The sequence below is a fragment of the Photobacterium makurazakiensis genome (genome assembly GCF_050336715.1).
In the GTDB taxonomy this organism is placed as follows: domain Bacteria; phylum Pseudomonadota; class Gammaproteobacteria; order Enterobacterales; family Vibrionaceae; genus Photobacterium; species Photobacterium makurazakiensis.
The window spans coordinates 1-15930 of the sequence record NZ_JAKJSJ010000097.1 but is presented as its reverse complement, the minus strand read 5'-3'; the positions used below and the strand labels follow the sequence as shown (position 1 = coordinate 15930).

The following is a 15930-nucleotide window of genomic DNA, read 5'->3' as shown; positions in this document are numbered from 1 at the left end:
CCATAAACTATCTCAATTAAATACTATATAAAATCAGTTTCTTCCTCATTTCCTATATTAACGTACCTTTTATTCGTGCTGGGATAGCGTCATAGTTATGCCCAAAATCAACAGTTTCCTATTGGGACTTAATTGAGTGAGGCGGTATCAATGTCCTTTATTTACTGTCTTTCTATATAGGTATACCTTTATGTTTCTATCTGGATGTTAGTGCGCACTCGATATATATTTCCACATAACTCATTGATTTAAATGGGTTACTTGTGACGGTTTCTACAGGGAGACAATCGGCGTCGTGTTGTGTGTGCCGAAAGTTCAAGATGAAAAATCACCTTGATCACCGCCAGCACCCCTCATTGTCCACTGGTGAGGATAATGTTATTTCAGGTAGTTAAGCAACATCTAATCACCTTGCCACTGACCATCTAGCCACTTATTGCTGTTTTTTTAGCTAAATACGCCGCTAACATCCTTTTATCGCAAGGTATTTATCTGGTTTTCAGTTATAATTCACCGCAACATAAGTGCGAAAAGAACTCCATGAATCAATATCTAGCTATCACTTCACGAGGCCTTGAAAACCTCCTTGCAGAAGAATTAGAACAACTTGGCGCAAATAACATCCAAGTTGTTAGTGCCGGCGTACGTTTCAAAGCCGAACAAGCAATGGCTTACCGCTGCTGTTTATGGGTGCGTACCGCTTCCCGAATTATTCAGGTACTAAGCGAATTTAATGTTCGTGATGATATGGACCTGTATCTTGGTGCAACGGCTATCAATTGGCCTGACTACTTTGGTAGTGACACGCGTATCATTGTTGACTTCAATGGTACTAACCGAGAAATTCGAAATAGCCAGTACGGTGCAATGAAGGTTAAAGATGCCATCGTTGACTGTTTCACAAAGGCTGATCTTCGTCGTCCAAGTATCGACCGAGAACGCCCAGAACTTCGTATTCACATGCGTTTATCGGGTGAGAAAGGGGTACTTGGCCTTGATATGGCGGGTAGTGGTCTTCATCAACGTGGTTACCGCAGTGAAGCGGGTAAAGCACCGTTACGTGAAACACATGCTGCTGCGCTCGTCATGAAATCTGGCTGGACCGTTGATAAGCCACTACTTGACCCTATGTGTGGTTCAGGTACGTTGCTGATTGAAGCTGCAATGATTGCGGCGGGTATTGCACCTGGTATTAAGCGTCAACGTTGGGGCTTTGAATCAATCAAAGACTTTGACAAAGAAGCTTGGTTAGAAATTCACGCAGAAGCGAAAGTTAAGTCGCGTCGTGGTCCAGCGAAACTAGAGACTAAGTTCTTTGGTCGAGAAATGGATCACCGTGTATTAAGCATTGCTCGTGATAATGCTGGTCGTGCAGGTGTCAAAGATCTTATTGATTTTGAATATGGCGATGCAACCCAGTTGACATCACCAGAAGGTTTTTCAAACGGTACTATTCTATGTAACCCTCCTTATGGTGAGCGTTTGGGCACAACACCTGAACTGATCACTTTGTATACCGAGTTTGGTAATCGCTTGAAACTGGCATTTGCGGGTTCTACAGCGGCCATTTACTCGTCAAATAATGAGCTACTTAGCTGTTTACGCATGCGTGCGGATAAACAATTTAAGCTAAGTAACGGCGCACTAGATTGTGTTCTTAAAAGTTATTTGATTACTGCGGGCGGTGTTAAGAAGGTTGAAGGTGAAAAAGAAGGCCAGCTTGAAGACAAACAAGTTGCCCCTGATTTTGCCAACCGTCTAAAGAAAAACATTACCAAGTTGAAGAAGTGGGCAAAAAAAGAAGGCATTGAATGTTACCGCATTTATGATGCTGATTTGCCTAACTACAATGCAGCAATTGATCAGTATAAAGATTATCTGATTATTCAAGAATACGCGGCACCAAAGACAGTTCCGGAAGAAACCGCACGCCGTCGTATTATGGATATTCTACGTGCAACCATTCAGGTGACGGGTGTTGATAACAACAAAGTTATCTTGAAAGTACGAGAGCGCCAGAAAGGTAAGAACCAATACCAGAAGCTGTCGAGTGCTGAACGTCATATGACAGTTAATGAGTTCGGTGTAGAGCTTAAGGTTAATCTTTATGATTACCTTGATACGGGGTTATTCCTTGATCACCGTATTACTCGTCGCAAGCTGGGTGAAATGGCAAAAGGTAAAGACTTCCTTAACTTATTTGCTTATACCGGTTCTGCATCTTGTCATGCCGCTTGTGGTGGTGCGAAATCGACCACAACAGTTGATATGTCGAATACCTATTTACGTTGGGCTCAGGAAAATATGGAGCTGAACGGTAAGGTAGGGAACGAGCATGAATTTATTCAAGCAGACTGTTTACAGTGGCTACAAGAAGTTGACGATACGTTTGACCTGATCTTTATTGATCCGCCAACGTTCTCAAACTCTAAGCGAATGAATCAGAGCTTTGATGTTCAGCGTGATCACATCATGTTGATGGAAAACCTTAAGCGTATGCTTCGTCCAGAAGGACAAATTGTTTTCTCGAATAATAAGCGCCAATTCAAGATGGACTTCGAGAAACTGGAATCGCTTGGTTTACAGGCCAAGAATATTTCTGATAAAACATTACCAATGGACTTTGGCCGCAATAAGCAGATCCACAACTGCTGGATTATTACCCACAAGGAAGATTAAGTGCTAATAAAGCTTTATAGCACACAGGGATGTCACCTATGCGAGCAGGCTTATAGCCTGCTTGTACAGGTTGGGGTTGAAGAGCGCGTTCAAACGGTTGATATAGCCTTTGATGACGCGCTTTTTTCACGTTACGGCATCACAATTCCTGTGCTTGCAATTGAACAAAACGATTCTTCTTCTACAAGCTCCGAGCTTGGTTGGCCTTTTGATGTCGATCAGCTTGCTGCATGGTTAAACAATAATGGCATTAATTAAAATCAGTAACGCTCAGTTAGCGTACGGCGATCACGCACTGCTAGATAAAGCAGAGTTTCTTCTTCACACCAAAGAGCGTGTTTGTTTGGTTGGTCGTAATGGTGCGGGTAAATCAACCTTAATGAAGGTGATTGCCGGTGAGGTACTGCTTGATGATGGCAGTATTCAGCGTCAATCAGAACTTAAAGTGTCACGATTAGAGCAAGATCCACCTCGTGATTCTGAAGGAAGCGTCTTCGATTACGTCTCTGAAGGTTTGGCTGAAATTGGTGAGGTTCTGAAAGAGTACCACCATCTTTTAGACTTAATTACCCATGAAGCAACAGATTCTAATTTTGCAAAGCTTGCTCGCGCACAAGAAAAAATTGACCATGCAAATGCATGGCAGTTCGATAGCAAAATTGCGTCAGTGCTTGAGCATCTACAACTTGAACCCAATACGTTATTAAAAGATTTATCGGGTGGCTGGCAGCGTAAAGCTGCGTTGGCTCGCGCACTGGTTTGTGACCCTGATATTTTGTTACTCGATGAGCCAACAAACCACTTGGATGTTTCTACCATTGAATGGCTAGAAGGGTTTCTTAAAGAGTTTAACGGCGCCATTATCTTTATTTCTCACGACCGTGCTTTCATTCGTTCCATGTCGACGCGCATTGTTGATCTAGACCGTGGTCAGTTAGCATCTTTCCCTGGTGATTATGATAATTACCTTGAAGCTAAAGAAGAAATGCTGCGTGTAGAAGCCGAGCAAAATGCCGAGTTTGATAAAAAGCTTGCTCAAGAAGAAGTTTGGATCCGACAGGGGATTAAAGCACGTCGAACTCGTAATGAAGGCCGTGTTCGTGCGCTAAAGCAGTTGCGTCGAGAGCGAAGCGAACGCCGTGAGGTGGTTGGTAAAGCAGACATGCAACTTCAGGATGCTCAGCGTTCTGGCAAGATCGTATTTGAAGCCGAGCACATCAGCTACAGCTACGGTGATAAGGCAATCATTAACGACTTTAGCTTTAATGTGATGCGTGGTGATCGTATCGCCCTGATTGGACCAAATGGTTGTGGTAAGAGTACCTTACTTAAAATCATGCTGGGTAACCTTGAAGCGGAAGGTCATTTCCATTGCGGGACAAAAATCGATGTTGCTTATTTTGACCAATATCGCGAAGTGTTAGACCCAGAAAAAACCGTTATGGATAACCTTGCTGACGGTAAACAAGAAGTAACGGTTAATGGTAAATCACGTCATGCGCTGGGCTACTTGCAAGACTTCCTTTTCCACCCTCGACGTGCGCGTACACCTGTAAAAGCACTTTCAGGTGGTGAGAAAAACCGACTGTTACTGGCGAAGCTTTTCCTTAAGCCTAATAATTTATTGGTGCTTGATGAACCAACTAACGATTTAGATATCGAAACTTTGGAACTTTTAGAAGAAATTCTTGCCAACTATCAGGGTACATTATTATTAGTGAGTCACGATCGTCAGTTCGTAGACAATACCGTTACAACAAGTTGGATTTTCGAAGGTAATGGTGTCATTGATGAATACGTTGGTGGCTATCATGACGCGCAAGAACAACGTACAAATTCGCTAAGTCAAAGAGCGAAAGAGCAGGCATCTCAAATTGAAGCCGCTAAAAAGAAAGACGAGAATAAGCAGCGACAGACTGACCGACCTAAAGCAGGTAAGAAGCTTTCTTATAAGCTGCAAAAAGAGTTGGAAGATCTGCCGTTAAAGATTGAAGAATTGGAAAACGAAATTGCTGAATTGCAGGAAAATATCAATGATCCTGCGTTTTTTCAAGATGTGAAGAATGATACTGAAGCTGTATTGAGCCGCTTAGCTGATGCAGAAGCTGAGTTTGAAGTAGCATTTGAGCGTTGGGAAGAACTAGAAGCAATGCAAAAGGAATCTTAATGCAACACAAGACATTAAAGCTATCGACACTGGCGATTCTTATCGCTGGTGCTACGCATGCCAATGCAGCCGTATACCGGGTTGTAGAAGTGAATGCATCAACTGAAGTCGCTAATAATCAGTACTTCCCTGAAGTGACACTTGATCTGGAAAAAAATATTCGATTTTACGGTCAGGGTGTTTTTGCATCAGAACCAGTGGATAGTTGTTTTACTGATAGTAGTTGTTTTGATAAATCAGAAAATTACCAAGTTTTTGGTGAAAGCCGCTTTGGGTCTGACGGTATTAACTACCGAGATGAAATTGCCTTTACTAGTGATAACTTGCAAGAAATTAATGATGCAAGGGAACTAGAAAGGTACTGTGACCGTAATATTGGCCCTAATACTTGTGAAAATTGGTCAAGAACTGAATATTATGGCTTTTTCTATAACGATAAAGATATTAGAGATAGAACAGGCCTTGGTGGTTTAGTTCGTGAGCATGAAGCTTGGACAAAAAATCAGTACTTCTCAAATGCTACAGGTTTGGTTGAGTCTGATGAAGTGACAACATTTGCTGATGCAGTGGATGGCTACCCAAACACTGATATAACTGATGTCTTAGGTAATATTGTTGATGCTCCAGGGGTGAAAACAACCAATAGCGTTGTTAATGCAGTGGGTACCTCTACCACTGCAGGTACTTTTCAGCTAGGTATTACCAGTGGTGCTTATTTTGATAATGGCTCACGACATGCACGTCAGTTTAATAAACGTGGATTTGTAAATTCAGATTTACTTGGCCCTTTTGGCTTGGCTCCAATGGTCGGCTACAATGATGAAACTGGTGAAGGGCAGGGTAGCTACGATACAGATAAGATGGTAGCAAATGCTGGTCAAACACTTGCATGGGATGCTGTTGAATATAAAGACCAGTTGTTAGTTATTGGTAGTGCTTCGTTTAACCCTGCTAACTTTAGAGATAGTGATAAAGTCCCATCGAATGATAATGAAGATCCAAGATTTAATAGTGGTGACTTTAAGAACTGTTTGGAGTCATTTTCTGATGATGTAGCTGGCTTTTATTCATCTAAAGAGTGCCAGTTATCTGTGTTTGCTAACGATGCAGTATTCTGGGTAATTGATTCATCTGTAACGGATGAAGAAAGAAATGCGGTTGTTGCTCAGCCTTTAGCTGTACGCAAAGATAAGTCTGGAACAGGTACAGAATATAAAGCACTCGACCCTGATAATCGTGATCGTACATTCCAAGCATCTGCAAGGGCTATTGAGATTATCGAAAGTACTGGTAAACCAGTTGCTGTTGGATTTAGTACCGATTCAATAAATGATCAATCTATTGACACTGTTAATGGCGATTTTTATGCGGTGCGCGCCGCAATTTATGAACCTAGCTTTGCCACAACTGACCCTGCCGTATTAGAGGGGTGGACGCGTAAAATCATCCCAGGATTGTCTATTGAAGATAGTAGTGGTGATCGCAAGCTAAACTATTCAATTGCGACTGATATTAACCAAAATAATATGGTTGTCGGTGTTGCTAAAAACTATTTTGCGGAAAACCGTTCTTACGCAGAAAGAATGTTTATCTTCAACAACAGCTCAAACAACTTGAAGTTTTTAGACAACTCCATTGACTCTGAGATTTTCTTTGCAGGATCCAATGGTTTCCCATCTGCAATCAACAACAATGATCAGGTTGTTGGCCGAATTGATTCAGAAACGGTAAACCAAGTAGATGGTCGTTTCCGCCGTCAACGTGCGTTCACCTACATTGCTGGTAGTGATATTGCTGGTTCACCGCTTAAGGCTAATAAGGCTTGGATGCTGGATGATTTAATCAATGATAATGGTGAGACGTCAGCAGTCAGTAACCAGTTCCGTATATCAGAAGCGACTGGTATTACCGATGATGGTGTTATCTCAGCAACGGCGTTCAAATGTGAAGGCGGTTACGATGACCTTACCAACGAATCGTTCTGTGCTGGTGGTACTTCAGGTGCTGAAAAACAAGTTGCCGTTAAGCTAATTCCAATTCCGGATGGTGAAATTCAAACTCGACCTGCGCAGGAATCTACAATAGAACGTAGTGGTGCATCACTTGGCATTTTCGCTATGACAATGCTTGGGTGGTTAGGGTTCCGTCGACGTAAGTAATTTTATTGTCATAAATGCTTATTTTTTATTCAGGCTCACAAATTGTGAGCCTGATTTGTATCTGGGGTTGATCTACTGGTCTATTTGGCTAATTCTTATAAGTGGAGTCATAAAAACTCCATCGTTATGTAAAAGTAATGAAAGAAACCGAATAAGGATGAGGATCGAACTATGAAGAGACAAAAGCGGGATCGTTTGGAACGCGCACAATCTCAAGGCTATAAAGCTGGTATTAATGGTCGTTCCAGTGAAGAATGTCCGTATCAAGCAACGGATGCCCGTACTAACTGGCTAGGCGGATGGCGAGACGCAAGAGAAGATCTGCAATCTGGCCTCTTTAAATAAACCTCCCTTCATATCACCCTTATTAAGCCCCTTTCAGGAGAAGGGGCTTTTTACTTTCTAGCATTCTGCATTTTGTTACTGGCAAAAGAAAAGGCTGCACAGGGCAGCCTTATTCGATAGCTTATCGCTAAGATTAGAACGTTGAAGTGTCTTTAAACAAACCAACTTTTAGATCTTTAGCAACGTAAATTTCTTTACCATCGACTAGAACACGGCCATCGGCCACGCCCATAATAAGCTTGCGGTTAATTACACGCTTAAGCTGAATGTCGTAGGTTACTTTCTTCGCGTCAGGCAGGATTTGGCCAGTAAACTTCACTTCACCAACACCAAGTGCACGGCCTTTACCTTCGCCACCTTGCCAACCAAGGAAGAAGCCAACAAGCTGCCACATTGCATCTAGGCCAAGACAGCCAGGCATTACAGGGTCACCTTTAAAGTGGCAGTCAAAGAACCATAGGTCAGGGTTAATATCCAGTTCAGCGTGGATGAAACCTTTGCCATGCTCGCCGCCCTCGTTGGTAATAGTAACGACGCGGTCAATCATTAGCATGTTGTCAGATGGTAAGGATGGGAAATCGGGACCGTGAAGTTCGCCTTTACCACATGCAACTAGTTCATCGTAATTATAAGATTGCTGGCGTTTCATCAGACTTTAAAGCTCCTTAAAAAGTATGAAGGCAATTTAGCTTACACATGTAAGCTAAACAACTCGGATCAGTGCTGGACAAACCAGTTACGAATGCGTTGTAACCAGCTGACTTCGCTACTTAGTTCTCCATTATGGAAGAAATCTATACGCTGCGCTATTCGAGATAATAATGTTTCGGTTTCTTCATTTTCACTATCGAAAGGCTTTCCGGTGAGTAGAGGAAGGGCATCATCGACACTATCGACAGTCCATAAGTGGAACTGTCCATCTTTAATGGCTTCTAATACGTCATCGCTAAGACACAGGTTAGTGAGGTTTGTCTTAGGTAATATGACACCTTGCTTGCCTGTAAGGCCACGGAAAGCACAAACCTTATAGAACCCTTCGATTTTTTCATTGATCCCACCAACAGCTTGTACACGGCCAAATTGGTCAACAGCACCCGTTACAGCCACTTGTTGGTTAATGGGTTGAATCGCTAACGCTGAGACGAGGGCGCATAGCTCGGCTAATGAGGCACTGTCACCGTCAACTTCAGAGTATGATTGTTCAAATACGATAGATGCTGAATAAGGTAATGCCTGATCAAGGTTCAATGCAGTGCTAAGGAAGGCTTGCATGATCATCATGCCTTTGGCGTGGATATTACCGCCTAGCTCAGCTTTACGTTCAACGTCTGAAATATCACCATCACCAAAGTGAACCACACACGAGATACGGGCTGGCTCGCCATATGCTTTTGGATGACCAGGTACTTCCACAACAGTAAGTCCGTTAACTTGACCAACTTGCTCGCCTTGGCAATCAATCAGAACCTGTCCGTGGTGGATATCTTCAATAGCGCGTTCCGGTAGGTAAGACTCACGGTATTCACGCGCTTTAATAGAGTTTTTAATATCTTCAGCCGTTACTACGTTACCCTGTGACTCAATTGCAGCCTCACACAATAAACTTTGGTGCCACAATGGGCATAATGGTACGCGTGTTTGGTCTTCTGCGTATCGGGCGCCTGTTTTTAATACCATTTCAAGGGCATCGGCATCGGCTAGCTGTGGGAGTGATGCCTTAGCAATAATGGCTTTAAGGTAAGACAGGTAGAGAGGCAGGTTGGTGTCATCAATAATTAAATCCTGCTCAAACTCCCCATACATGGTAAAGCCTGATGAAACATCAGGCTCAGCATGCTCCAGTTCGCCCATTAAGTAACGGTCGCCAATGATGACTAGTTTGATATTGAGCTGTTCAGCGACTGGTAGAGGGTATAACGTTTTATTAGACGCTGCTTGCCACTCTAATGAGCCATTCATCAACACTGACTTTAAACGTGGCCACAGGCTAGGGTTACTCAGAATCGCGGTCACAGAAAGCACTAGGTAACCATTGTTAGCCTGATGCACTAAACCATGTTTGACCTGAGGTTTTGTAATATGCTTTTCTTCAATAGGCGGGAACACGGTGCCGAATAGATTTTGTTCGGTTACATTCTCACCCGCTACGATAACTTGTGGTTCGCCGTTTGTGGTTGAGTACTTTGATAGAAGCTCAATGACATAGTCACGGTATACTTTGTTATCAGGGGCTGTGATCCGTAGAACGCGTGGCTGGAGTTCTACAGCAGTAAACCGGCGTACAGCATCCGATAGGCGATCTTGTAATGTACCAATGATTGCGGGAGAGAGATCGTCATATTGGGAAAGGATGGCTCGGTATTTCGAGTAATCTGGTGTCATCGTACGCCAGGTTTCTTCATGCATGGGCTTCAGCTTTATTCTGTTAGTGTGAAAAAGACAGCAGTATAAAGGAATCAATAGCTGCATAATAGGCAAATAGTGACGATAATTGCACGATTTGCTTATGCAATGAGATCTGCTTAAAAACAAATGTTTAAATAGCAAATGTCAATTGAGGTTTATCGTCACAACAGTTACACTGTCACCACTAAGTTTAGACTTATCGAGAATATCTGACACTATGAAATATCAGCAGCTTGAAAATTTAGAAGCCGGTTGGAAATGGAATTATTTGGTAAAAAAATGGAAGGAAGGTGAAGCTATCACCTGTTATGTCGATACGAGTGAAGCTGAAGCTGCTGTCAGTGATCTTTTAGCGCTTGAGCATGAACCAACGCGTGTGCTGAAGTGGATTAACAAGCACATGTCAGAAGAACTCGATAAGAAGCTAAAGCAAGCCATTCGAGCTAAGCGCAAGCGTCACTTTAATGCCGAGCAAGCGCATACGAGAAAAAAATCGATCGATTTAGATTTTCGTGTATGGGAAAAGCTGGCTGAAAAATCGAAAGAACTTGATTGTACGCTTTCTGACACCATTGAGTATTTACTGAGTGAGTCGACTAAAACTGAGTTGGCAAGCCGAAAGGTTCTCGACATAAAAAATGATCTTCATGAATTACTCGATATTGATTAATTGTGCTTAGGCTCATTTAATCAACAGCACAAAAGTTGTTCCTGATATAGGATTAAAAATAAACGCTTAAAGGAGTAGCGGATGGAATACCTGATTGTTCTAGCTATCTTTGTTTTTTTTCTTGTCTTTAAAGACCGTCCGATCATGGTGCTAACCTTTGAAGAGGGTAAATTAACGAATTCTAAAGGCGATATACCGAATGGTTTTTTGATGGGTTGTAAAGATATTGCCCATAAACAACCATTTTCTGGAAAGATTAAAGTTTATAAGAATCGCTTTGCAACGAAGTTAGTCTTCTCAAAATCCGTACCAGGCAAGGTAAAACAACGTATTCATAACGTATTCCCTCATGCTGGTGGTGCGAAAAAGCGCGGTAAGCGTGCTTAAATGGTAATACTTTTTATTAAGTCTGCAAATAAAAGCTTCTTAGGAAGCTTTTTTTATCTCTGGAGTTTTTATGTTAACACCACATGCATTTCGTTTAACGCGAGGTGCTGATCTTAAATCGGCTATTGCTGACTATGTTAATGAAAACAATATTCAAGCAGGGTCTTTGCTTAGCACGGTAGGCTGCCTTTCTATTGCCGTTATACGGTTGGCTAATGAATCTCAGCTATTAACGCTAGACGGGCCTTTAGAGGTGCTTTCTTTATCTGGCACATTAACACCTAACCATGTACACCTGCATATTTCAGTTGCAGACTCTCTTGGGAAGGTTTATGGCGGACACCTGGTTGAAGGCTCCATTGTGTCTTATACCGCAGAAGTGTGCTTAGCATCATACCAAAACCTGGTCTTCAGCCGAGAATATGATGAAGAGACAGGGTTTACAGAGTTAAAGGTTGAGTAGATAAAGCGGACTTAGTGGTATACGTAGGTAACTAATCAAGGCTCGAGAAAGGTAGAACGTAAACGACAGTGAAGGTACCCGAAGAATGGGGGAAAACTCCGGGCAAGTAGGGGCGTAAATTATCTTAATTTTTTATGGCGTCGACGAGTTCTTTTTGACTGGAAAAGTAATGTTGTACTTTGGTTTTGAGTCTGAGAAGTTCTTCTTCTGCCTGAATGCGTTTATTGTGTTCTTCTTCTAATTTTTCCCCAAGTTCAACGGCAAGGTATCCTCCTTTAATTAACGCTTTTGTTGTCACGGAAGTACCTGTAAGAGATTTAAGATCGTCAATCATGTAGCCGTGTTTTTCGATGTTCCTGATTGTAATTGCCATATAATGAAAATAAATAACAAAAGAAAGCATTATGATGTTTTTTACTTTACTGTCAACATTATTGATTGCATTCTTCCGGAGGTCGTAATTCGGCCGCTTTTGTTTTTGATTGCATTCCTGTTTATCTTTCTTGTTTAACACTTAATGCAGGTTGTTTAATTTCTAGTCATCGTTATCGTGAGTAAGCTGATTCGATACCGATATCTAATCAATTACATACAAATAGTTGTAAGCAATATAAAGCACGTATTAGAATGCATTATTAAAAATGGTATCAATAGTGGAAGGAACGAAAAATTGAGCTTCCAAGGAAGACAGCTAAAGCAGCATGTCGATAATGGCTTTACTGATGATAAAATAGTCTCTGGTGAGCGAGCCATGAAATTACTAAATCATGGTTGTGATGTAACCTTGAGCGTTAAAACGCCACTAGGGAGCCGCTATAGAATAGAAACAACATTCATTGGTTCTAATAGTCAAAACATCCTTTTTTTTGAGTTACCAAGTGTGCTTCATGTTGATATATCAAATTACTTTGAGGCTGGTTTTAGAGTCTCTATCAAAGCGATTTCTGATCGTGGTGAAGGGGCCGTTATTCAATTCCAAACATTTGTGCATAATGTTGTTAGTAAACCATTTCGATTACTCGCCGTTGCGATGCCGCATAACGCGCATTTGCTTCCGTTAAGAAATGAACCTCGATTTGATGTGATGCTGAAGGCGACTGTGCTTTCTAGTGCTCGAGAGATAGTCGTTAATTTGAAAGATATTTCAGCGAATGGCTGCTGTTTTATATCGGATTATAATGGGCCATCATTTTCGCAGGGAACAAAACTAAACCTTCTCATAAATAAACCAAACTCTAGCGAATCGTATCAACTTTCTGGTTTAATAAAGAATAACCAAAAGAGAGGGGCGACAAAGCAATACGGTTTGCAATTTGATATCGCCGGTACAGAGAAAGCTAAACTCCTAATGGCTCAGCTTATCTTTGATGGCTCTCATTTATCGTTCAAAAAAACGCAGGTTAATTGATAACAGCACTAGATGATACTTTTTCCAAGCAACGTTGAAGTTTATGTATCGATAACGGCTTAACGATATAATCATTTGGTTTGTGTGAAATAACGCGTTTTACTGTTTCTATTTCACTGTCACCAGTTACGATAACGACAGGCAGTTCTTTATACTGTTGGCGTATATATTCAAGAACCTCAATTCCATCAAGTGGGGTTACTAAATTAAGGTCAAGAAATACACAGTCAACATCGTTTTTAAGTAGAGTACTGTAGGCACTTTGAGCTGAAGGGGCGTACAGTAGTTTTTGTGGTTTTGCACATTTTCGTAGTAGCTGAGCCAGTATGTTGGCCATCATTTTATTATCTTCAATGATGAGAAATTTTTTCATGTAATTCTAATTCCTTTACTCGCGGCAATCATACTTTGTCTGATCAATTACTGCGTACATCCATATCTTTTATACTAGAGAAAAATAGCATGCCTATAATGTGCAGTCTGCTGTTCTGTGTTCAAGATCATGTTTTATTTACAATTATACTAATAACGAGCACTTCTGGTGCATTATAACTTCTGGTTTGTACTTCAATAAACTACTTTGTATCAGTACATTTTACCGATTCTGTCCTGTAAAATATTGACGAAAAAACAACGCAATAAGAGCGATGAACCACAGAATGAGGGGCTTGGGCTCATTTACTTCGAATATTACATTTTCTGGATGTGGAAAATCATCACTTAGGCTGGTGGGCGATAAGTTAGTGTTGTCATTATTTATTGTTTGTATATTTGTGATTTCACTCAGAGGTGGAAGTGTTGATTGTGCTGGTGGTAAAGTATTGGTGCTATTGCTAGACGTCGAGTTAGTAAGAGGTGAGGAGGGGGAAGTGCTTTGAGTTGGTTTAGTTCCTGAAGACCGGCTAGGGCGGTTAATGCTTTTTATCGATGTTGAGTTCATAACAGTTACTCCAGCTTTCACTGAAAGAATAAGGTCATCAAAATTAATAGGGTATTCAGATTCATTTTCTCCTTTGACATTATTTAGATAGAGCCTGTTAAAAAGGACAGAATCGCCACTTGAGGCTGATGGATCTTGAAGGTTACTTAAGGTTGCTAGGTATGGAAGGGAAATGAGTTGGCTGATATCTTTGTTTGTTTCAAAATAACTAACAAATTTTTTAGGCTTCTTCTTATCGAATTTGGCTAATAGAAGGCTCGACTCTTGCTTTCCCTGGCGCTGAATATAAATGAACGATGGCTTCACCTTCGGAGACGATGAGCTAGATTGTTCATTTTCTTGAATGCCTTCAAATTCGACATGCTGTTTAGTGGTAGGGCTTGCGATAGCAAAAGTTGTGCAAGTAAGGAGTATGAGAAAACGCTTTTTGTACAAACAAATCATATTCAGCCTCCTTGCAACTCTTCGTATTTTGCCGGTTATAATAGTTATGCAAGATAGAGGCCAGAGGTTGTATCTGATTTCAAAAAGGGGCAAGTATAAATAGCTGCCCCACAAAGGTTACATTGTCATGGTTATAGCCTTTCGCCGGATAATACACTATTCAAGTGTAAAACCTTATTATCTTTAGTGATGAATATTCCTCGCTGATCTGAAATAAAGATAGCGTCATCATTAACGGTGTTAATAAAAAAGCTCTTCGTTGTAAGGTGTTGGTTTTGTGCGGCGGTGTTTTGTTCCTTGCTAACGACCAAGTAATGAGAGCCATAACGCAGAAAATAGCCATGATACTGCTTAGAAATAATAATATTATCGTCATTATTGTAGGCAAAAAATTGCATCTTGAGGCGGCCACGAGTGAATGCTATTTTTAATGTTTCATGACCAATAGCTTCGTAATTGGTAGTGAATTTATACTCATCCTTTGTTGAATACGCAGATACTAAACCTATTAATAAGGCGGTGATTATTCCAAGGACGATACCCAGTAGGGCTTTTATAAACTGATTAATCACTACAATCACCTTGTTCGATACTGTTGGTAATATCGTTAAAGCCTTTGGTATCAAAGGTAAATAGCTGATAATTTTTACATAACCCACCAAGAGGATAAGCAACTATCTTAACTTTTTGATTGGGAAGTTCATTAATCGTATTAACGACGAATTGAGGTAGAGGAAAGCCATCAGTGTAAACACGATGCTTACCTACTTTTTCAACTTCAACAAATAAAGCTGATTGATACAGTGTAAAAAGTGTAATAAAGAAAAATATTATAGTGACACTGTAACTTAGTAGCGGTTGCGTAATCGCGCTTTTGAATGTTGTGGTCTTCTCTTCTATTTGAATCTTACGCTGTAACTCCTGTTCTGAAGCGGTATTTTCATCTGAAATAGTAGGTGAACCTGTAGAACAAAACTCACTTGGGGTACGTAACAAATAACCTTTTTTAGGTTCTGTGACGATGATGTCATCGGCGCCTAGCTCACTAAAAGCGGTTCGAATGTGTTTAATAGCAACCGTGAGAGAACTGTTCGTAACGACTTTACCTGCCCAACAGTGTTCAAGTAATTTATCTCGGCTGATAGCTTGGTTAGGGGTGCTTGCTAGTAATGAAACGACTAAACATTCTGATTGAGATAACTTTACGGAATGCCCGTCTTTTATTCTTGTGATTGTTTGGTGTTGCGGATCAACAATAAAATGTTCGAGTGTAATTGGAGTCATTAAGTCTAAGTCACACATAAGTCTTTGTCTTTAAAGTGCATAACAAAAAGGGATTCTAAGTTAATGGCTACCTATAGGCAATAACGAAGTAAATAAATACGTTGGTAAGGCCATCTCTGAATAGGGGGATATTTGAACTGAACAGTGCTGAATGGATAGATAACATGGTGTTCTCTTAACTTATTGGCCGCCTTATCATTATAGAGCGGCCTTAAAACCATGTGGGTATTATTAAAGATTCAGCTTATATCCTAAATACATAATCGAGTAGGATGCATTGCCGGATTTTACAGCTTCAAGCTCTTGAGCTAGCTCATCTGCTTGAGCTTCATCTTTTGCTTGGATAGCGATAGAGTATGTTGGCCGCTTTAAATTCCCATCAAATTGTTGAATATCTAAATAAGCGGATGTGACAACACCGCTCGCATTCCAATTGACTACTTTTTGTAAATCAAGACCGAGGATCTGATCGACTAGCAATTGCTGTTGTGGCTTTATCCAAGTAAGTTCAAGTGCATAATTATTTTGAATAATTTCTTTATCTAACCACTTGGTGCCAATACTACGTACTTGATTAA

At 40.9% G+C, this 15930-nt stretch carries 16 protein-coding genes and 1 pseudogene; 9 read left to right on the top strand and 8 right to left on the bottom strand.

Annotation, left to right across the window (positions count from 1 at the left end):
- Nucleotides 1-540 precede the first annotated feature (540 nt).
- The 5 genes from rlmKL (at nucleotide 541) to rmf (ending at nucleotide 7350) form a co-directional block, all read left to right on the top strand.
- Nucleotides 541-2679 carry a bifunctional 23S rRNA (guanine(2069)-N(7))-methyltransferase RlmK/23S rRNA (guanine(2445)-N(2))-methyltransferase RlmL gene (gene rlmKL / locus L4D09_RS27435; RefSeq protein ID WP_428460715.1) on the top strand — a complete coding sequence of 713 codons (2139 nt, stop codon included), beginning with the start codon at nucleotides 541-543 and terminating at the stop codon, nucleotides 2677-2679.
- Nucleotides 2680-2937 (top strand): glutaredoxin family protein, encoded by a 258-nt coding sequence (locus tag L4D09_RS27430; RefSeq protein WP_428460714.1) that lies wholly within the window; start codon nucleotides 2680-2682, stop codon nucleotides 2935-2937.
- Nucleotides 2924-4846, top strand: coding sequence for an ATP-binding cassette ATPase Uup (gene uup / locus L4D09_RS27425; RefSeq protein ID WP_428460713.1), 1923 nt, complete (start codon nucleotides 2924-2926; stop codon nucleotides 4844-4846). Before L4D09_RS27430 ends, uup begins: the two co-directional genes overlap by 14 nt.
- Nucleotides 4846-7005 carry a DUF3466 family protein gene (locus L4D09_RS27420; protein WP_428460712.1) on the top strand — a complete coding sequence of 720 codons (2160 nt, stop codon included), beginning with the start codon at nucleotides 4846-4848 and terminating at the stop codon, nucleotides 7003-7005. Before uup ends, L4D09_RS27420 begins: the two co-directional genes overlap by 1 nt.
- 171 nt (nucleotides 7006-7176) lie before the next feature.
- The gene (rmf, locus tag L4D09_RS27415; protein WP_428460711.1) at nucleotides 7177-7350 is read left to right on the top strand and encodes a ribosome modulation factor; all 174 of its coding nucleotides are present in this window, start codon (nucleotides 7177-7179) and stop codon (nucleotides 7348-7350) included.
- A gap of 133 nt (nucleotides 7351-7483) precedes the next feature.
- Here rmf and fabA read toward each other — a convergent pair whose 3' ends face one another.
- Together fabA and L4D09_RS27405 are read right to left on the bottom strand one after the other, a co-directional pair.
- Nucleotides 7484-7999 (bottom strand): bifunctional 3-hydroxydecanoyl-ACP dehydratase/trans-2-decenoyl-ACP isomerase, encoded by a 516-nt coding sequence (fabA, locus tag L4D09_RS27410; protein ID WP_428460710.1) that lies wholly within the window; start codon nucleotides 7997-7999, stop codon nucleotides 7484-7486.
- A gap of 68 nt (nucleotides 8000-8067) precedes the next feature.
- The gene (locus tag L4D09_RS27405) at nucleotides 8068-9756 is read right to left on the bottom strand and encodes an AAA family ATPase (protein ID WP_428460709.1); all 1689 of its coding nucleotides are present in this window, start codon (nucleotides 9754-9756) and stop codon (nucleotides 8068-8070) included.
- 217 nt (nucleotides 9757-9973) lie between these two features.
- Here L4D09_RS27405 and matP point away from each other — a divergent pair, with 217 nt between their 5' ends.
- The 3 genes from matP (at nucleotide 9974) to L4D09_RS27390 (ending at nucleotide 11276) form a co-directional block, all read left to right on the top strand.
- Complete coding sequence (gene matP / locus L4D09_RS27400) at nucleotides 9974-10426, top strand: macrodomain Ter protein MatP (RefSeq protein ID WP_428460708.1); 453 nt, start codon at nucleotides 9974-9976, stop codon at nucleotides 10424-10426.
- An 81-nt stretch (nucleotides 10427-10507) separates the two neighbouring features.
- The gene (locus L4D09_RS27395) at nucleotides 10508-10813 is read left to right on the top strand and encodes a DUF3634 family protein (protein ID WP_428460707.1); all 306 of its coding nucleotides are present in this window, start codon (nucleotides 10508-10510) and stop codon (nucleotides 10811-10813) included.
- 70 nt (nucleotides 10814-10883) lie between these two features.
- A complete protein-coding gene (locus tag L4D09_RS27390) occupies nucleotides 10884-11276 on the top strand; it encodes a PPC domain-containing DNA-binding protein (protein ID WP_428460706.1) in 393 nt (130 codons plus the stop codon).
- 124 nt (nucleotides 11277-11400) lie between these two features.
- Here L4D09_RS27390 and L4D09_RS27385 read toward each other — a convergent pair whose 3' ends face one another.
- Nucleotides 11401-11574: a hypothetical protein gene (locus L4D09_RS27385; RefSeq protein WP_428460705.1), complete on the bottom strand. Its 174-nt coding sequence runs from the start codon at nucleotides 11572-11574 to the stop codon at nucleotides 11401-11403.
- Nucleotides 11575-11946: 372 nt separating this feature from the next.
- On the opposite strand from L4D09_RS27385, the gene L4D09_RS27380 reads away from it, so the two are divergent.
- On the top strand, nucleotides 11947-12684 hold the full coding sequence (locus L4D09_RS27380) for a PilZ domain-containing protein (protein ID WP_428460704.1): 738 nt from the start codon (nucleotides 11947-11949) through the stop codon (nucleotides 12682-12684).
- Here the strand turns inward: L4D09_RS27380 and L4D09_RS27375 are convergent.
- The 5 genes and pseudogenes from L4D09_RS27375 to L4D09_RS27355 form a co-directional block, all read right to left on the bottom strand.
- Nucleotides 12677-13057 carry a response regulator gene (locus L4D09_RS27375; protein ID WP_428460703.1) on the bottom strand — a complete coding sequence of 127 codons (381 nt, stop codon included), beginning with the start codon at nucleotides 13055-13057 and terminating at the stop codon, nucleotides 12677-12679. The two genes, L4D09_RS27380 and L4D09_RS27375, sit on opposite strands and share 8 nt — an antisense overlap.
- A 222-nt stretch (nucleotides 13058-13279) precedes the next feature.
- Entirely contained in the window at nucleotides 13280-14068 is a 789-nt protein-coding gene (locus L4D09_RS27370; protein WP_428460702.1) for a hypothetical protein, read from the bottom strand.
- A 131-nt stretch (nucleotides 14069-14199) separates the two neighbouring features.
- The gene (locus L4D09_RS27365; protein WP_428460701.1) at nucleotides 14200-14640 is read right to left on the bottom strand and encodes a hypothetical protein; all 441 of its coding nucleotides are present in this window, start codon (nucleotides 14638-14640) and stop codon (nucleotides 14200-14202) included.
- Complete coding sequence (locus tag L4D09_RS27360; RefSeq protein WP_428460700.1) at nucleotides 14633-15370, bottom strand: winged helix-turn-helix domain-containing protein; 738 nt, start codon at nucleotides 15368-15370, stop codon at nucleotides 14633-14635. The genes L4D09_RS27365 and L4D09_RS27360 overlap by 8 nt, the downstream gene beginning before the upstream one ends.
- Before the next feature lie 213 nt (nucleotides 15371-15583).
- Nucleotides 15584-15930: pseudogene (locus L4D09_RS27355) on the bottom strand (hypothetical protein); the annotation flags it as partial.

Coding starts and splice junctions, on each gene's coding strand:
- rlmKL (WP_428460715.1), top strand. CDS start 541: ATGAATCAATATCTAGCTATCACTTCACGAGGCCTTGAAAACCTCCTT.
- uup (WP_428460713.1), top strand. CDS start 2,924: ATGGCATTAATTAAAATCAGTAACGCTCAGTTAGCGTACGGCGATCAC.
- L4D09_RS27420 (WP_428460712.1), top strand. CDS start 4,846: ATGCAACACAAGACATTAAAGCTATCGACACTGGCGATTCTTATCGCT.
- rmf (WP_428460711.1), top strand. CDS start 7,177: ATGAAGAGACAAAAGCGGGATCGTTTGGAACGCGCACAATCTCAAGGC.
- fabA (WP_428460710.1), bottom strand. CDS start 7,999: ATGAAACGCCAGCAATCTTATAATTACGATGAACTAGTTGCATGTGGT.
- L4D09_RS27405 (WP_428460709.1), bottom strand. CDS start 9,756: ATGCATGAAGAAACCTGGCGTACGATGACACCAGATTACTCGAAATAC.
- matP (WP_428460708.1), top strand. CDS start 9,974: ATGAAATATCAGCAGCTTGAAAATTTAGAAGCCGGTTGGAAATGGAAT.
- L4D09_RS27395 (WP_428460707.1), top strand. CDS start 10,508: ATGGAATACCTGATTGTTCTAGCTATCTTTGTTTTTTTTCTTGTCTTT.
- L4D09_RS27390 (WP_428460706.1), top strand. CDS start 10,884: ATGTTAACACCACATGCATTTCGTTTAACGCGAGGTGCTGATCTTAAA.
- L4D09_RS27375 (WP_428460703.1), bottom strand. CDS start 13,057: ATGAAAAAATTTCTCATCATTGAAGATAATAAAATGATGGCCAACATA.
- L4D09_RS27370 (WP_428460702.1), bottom strand. CDS start 14,068: ATGATTTGTTTGTACAAAAAGCGTTTTCTCATACTCCTTACTTGCACA.
- L4D09_RS27360 (WP_428460700.1), bottom strand. CDS start 15,370: ATGTGTGACTTAGACTTAATGACTCCAATTACACTCGAACATTTTATT.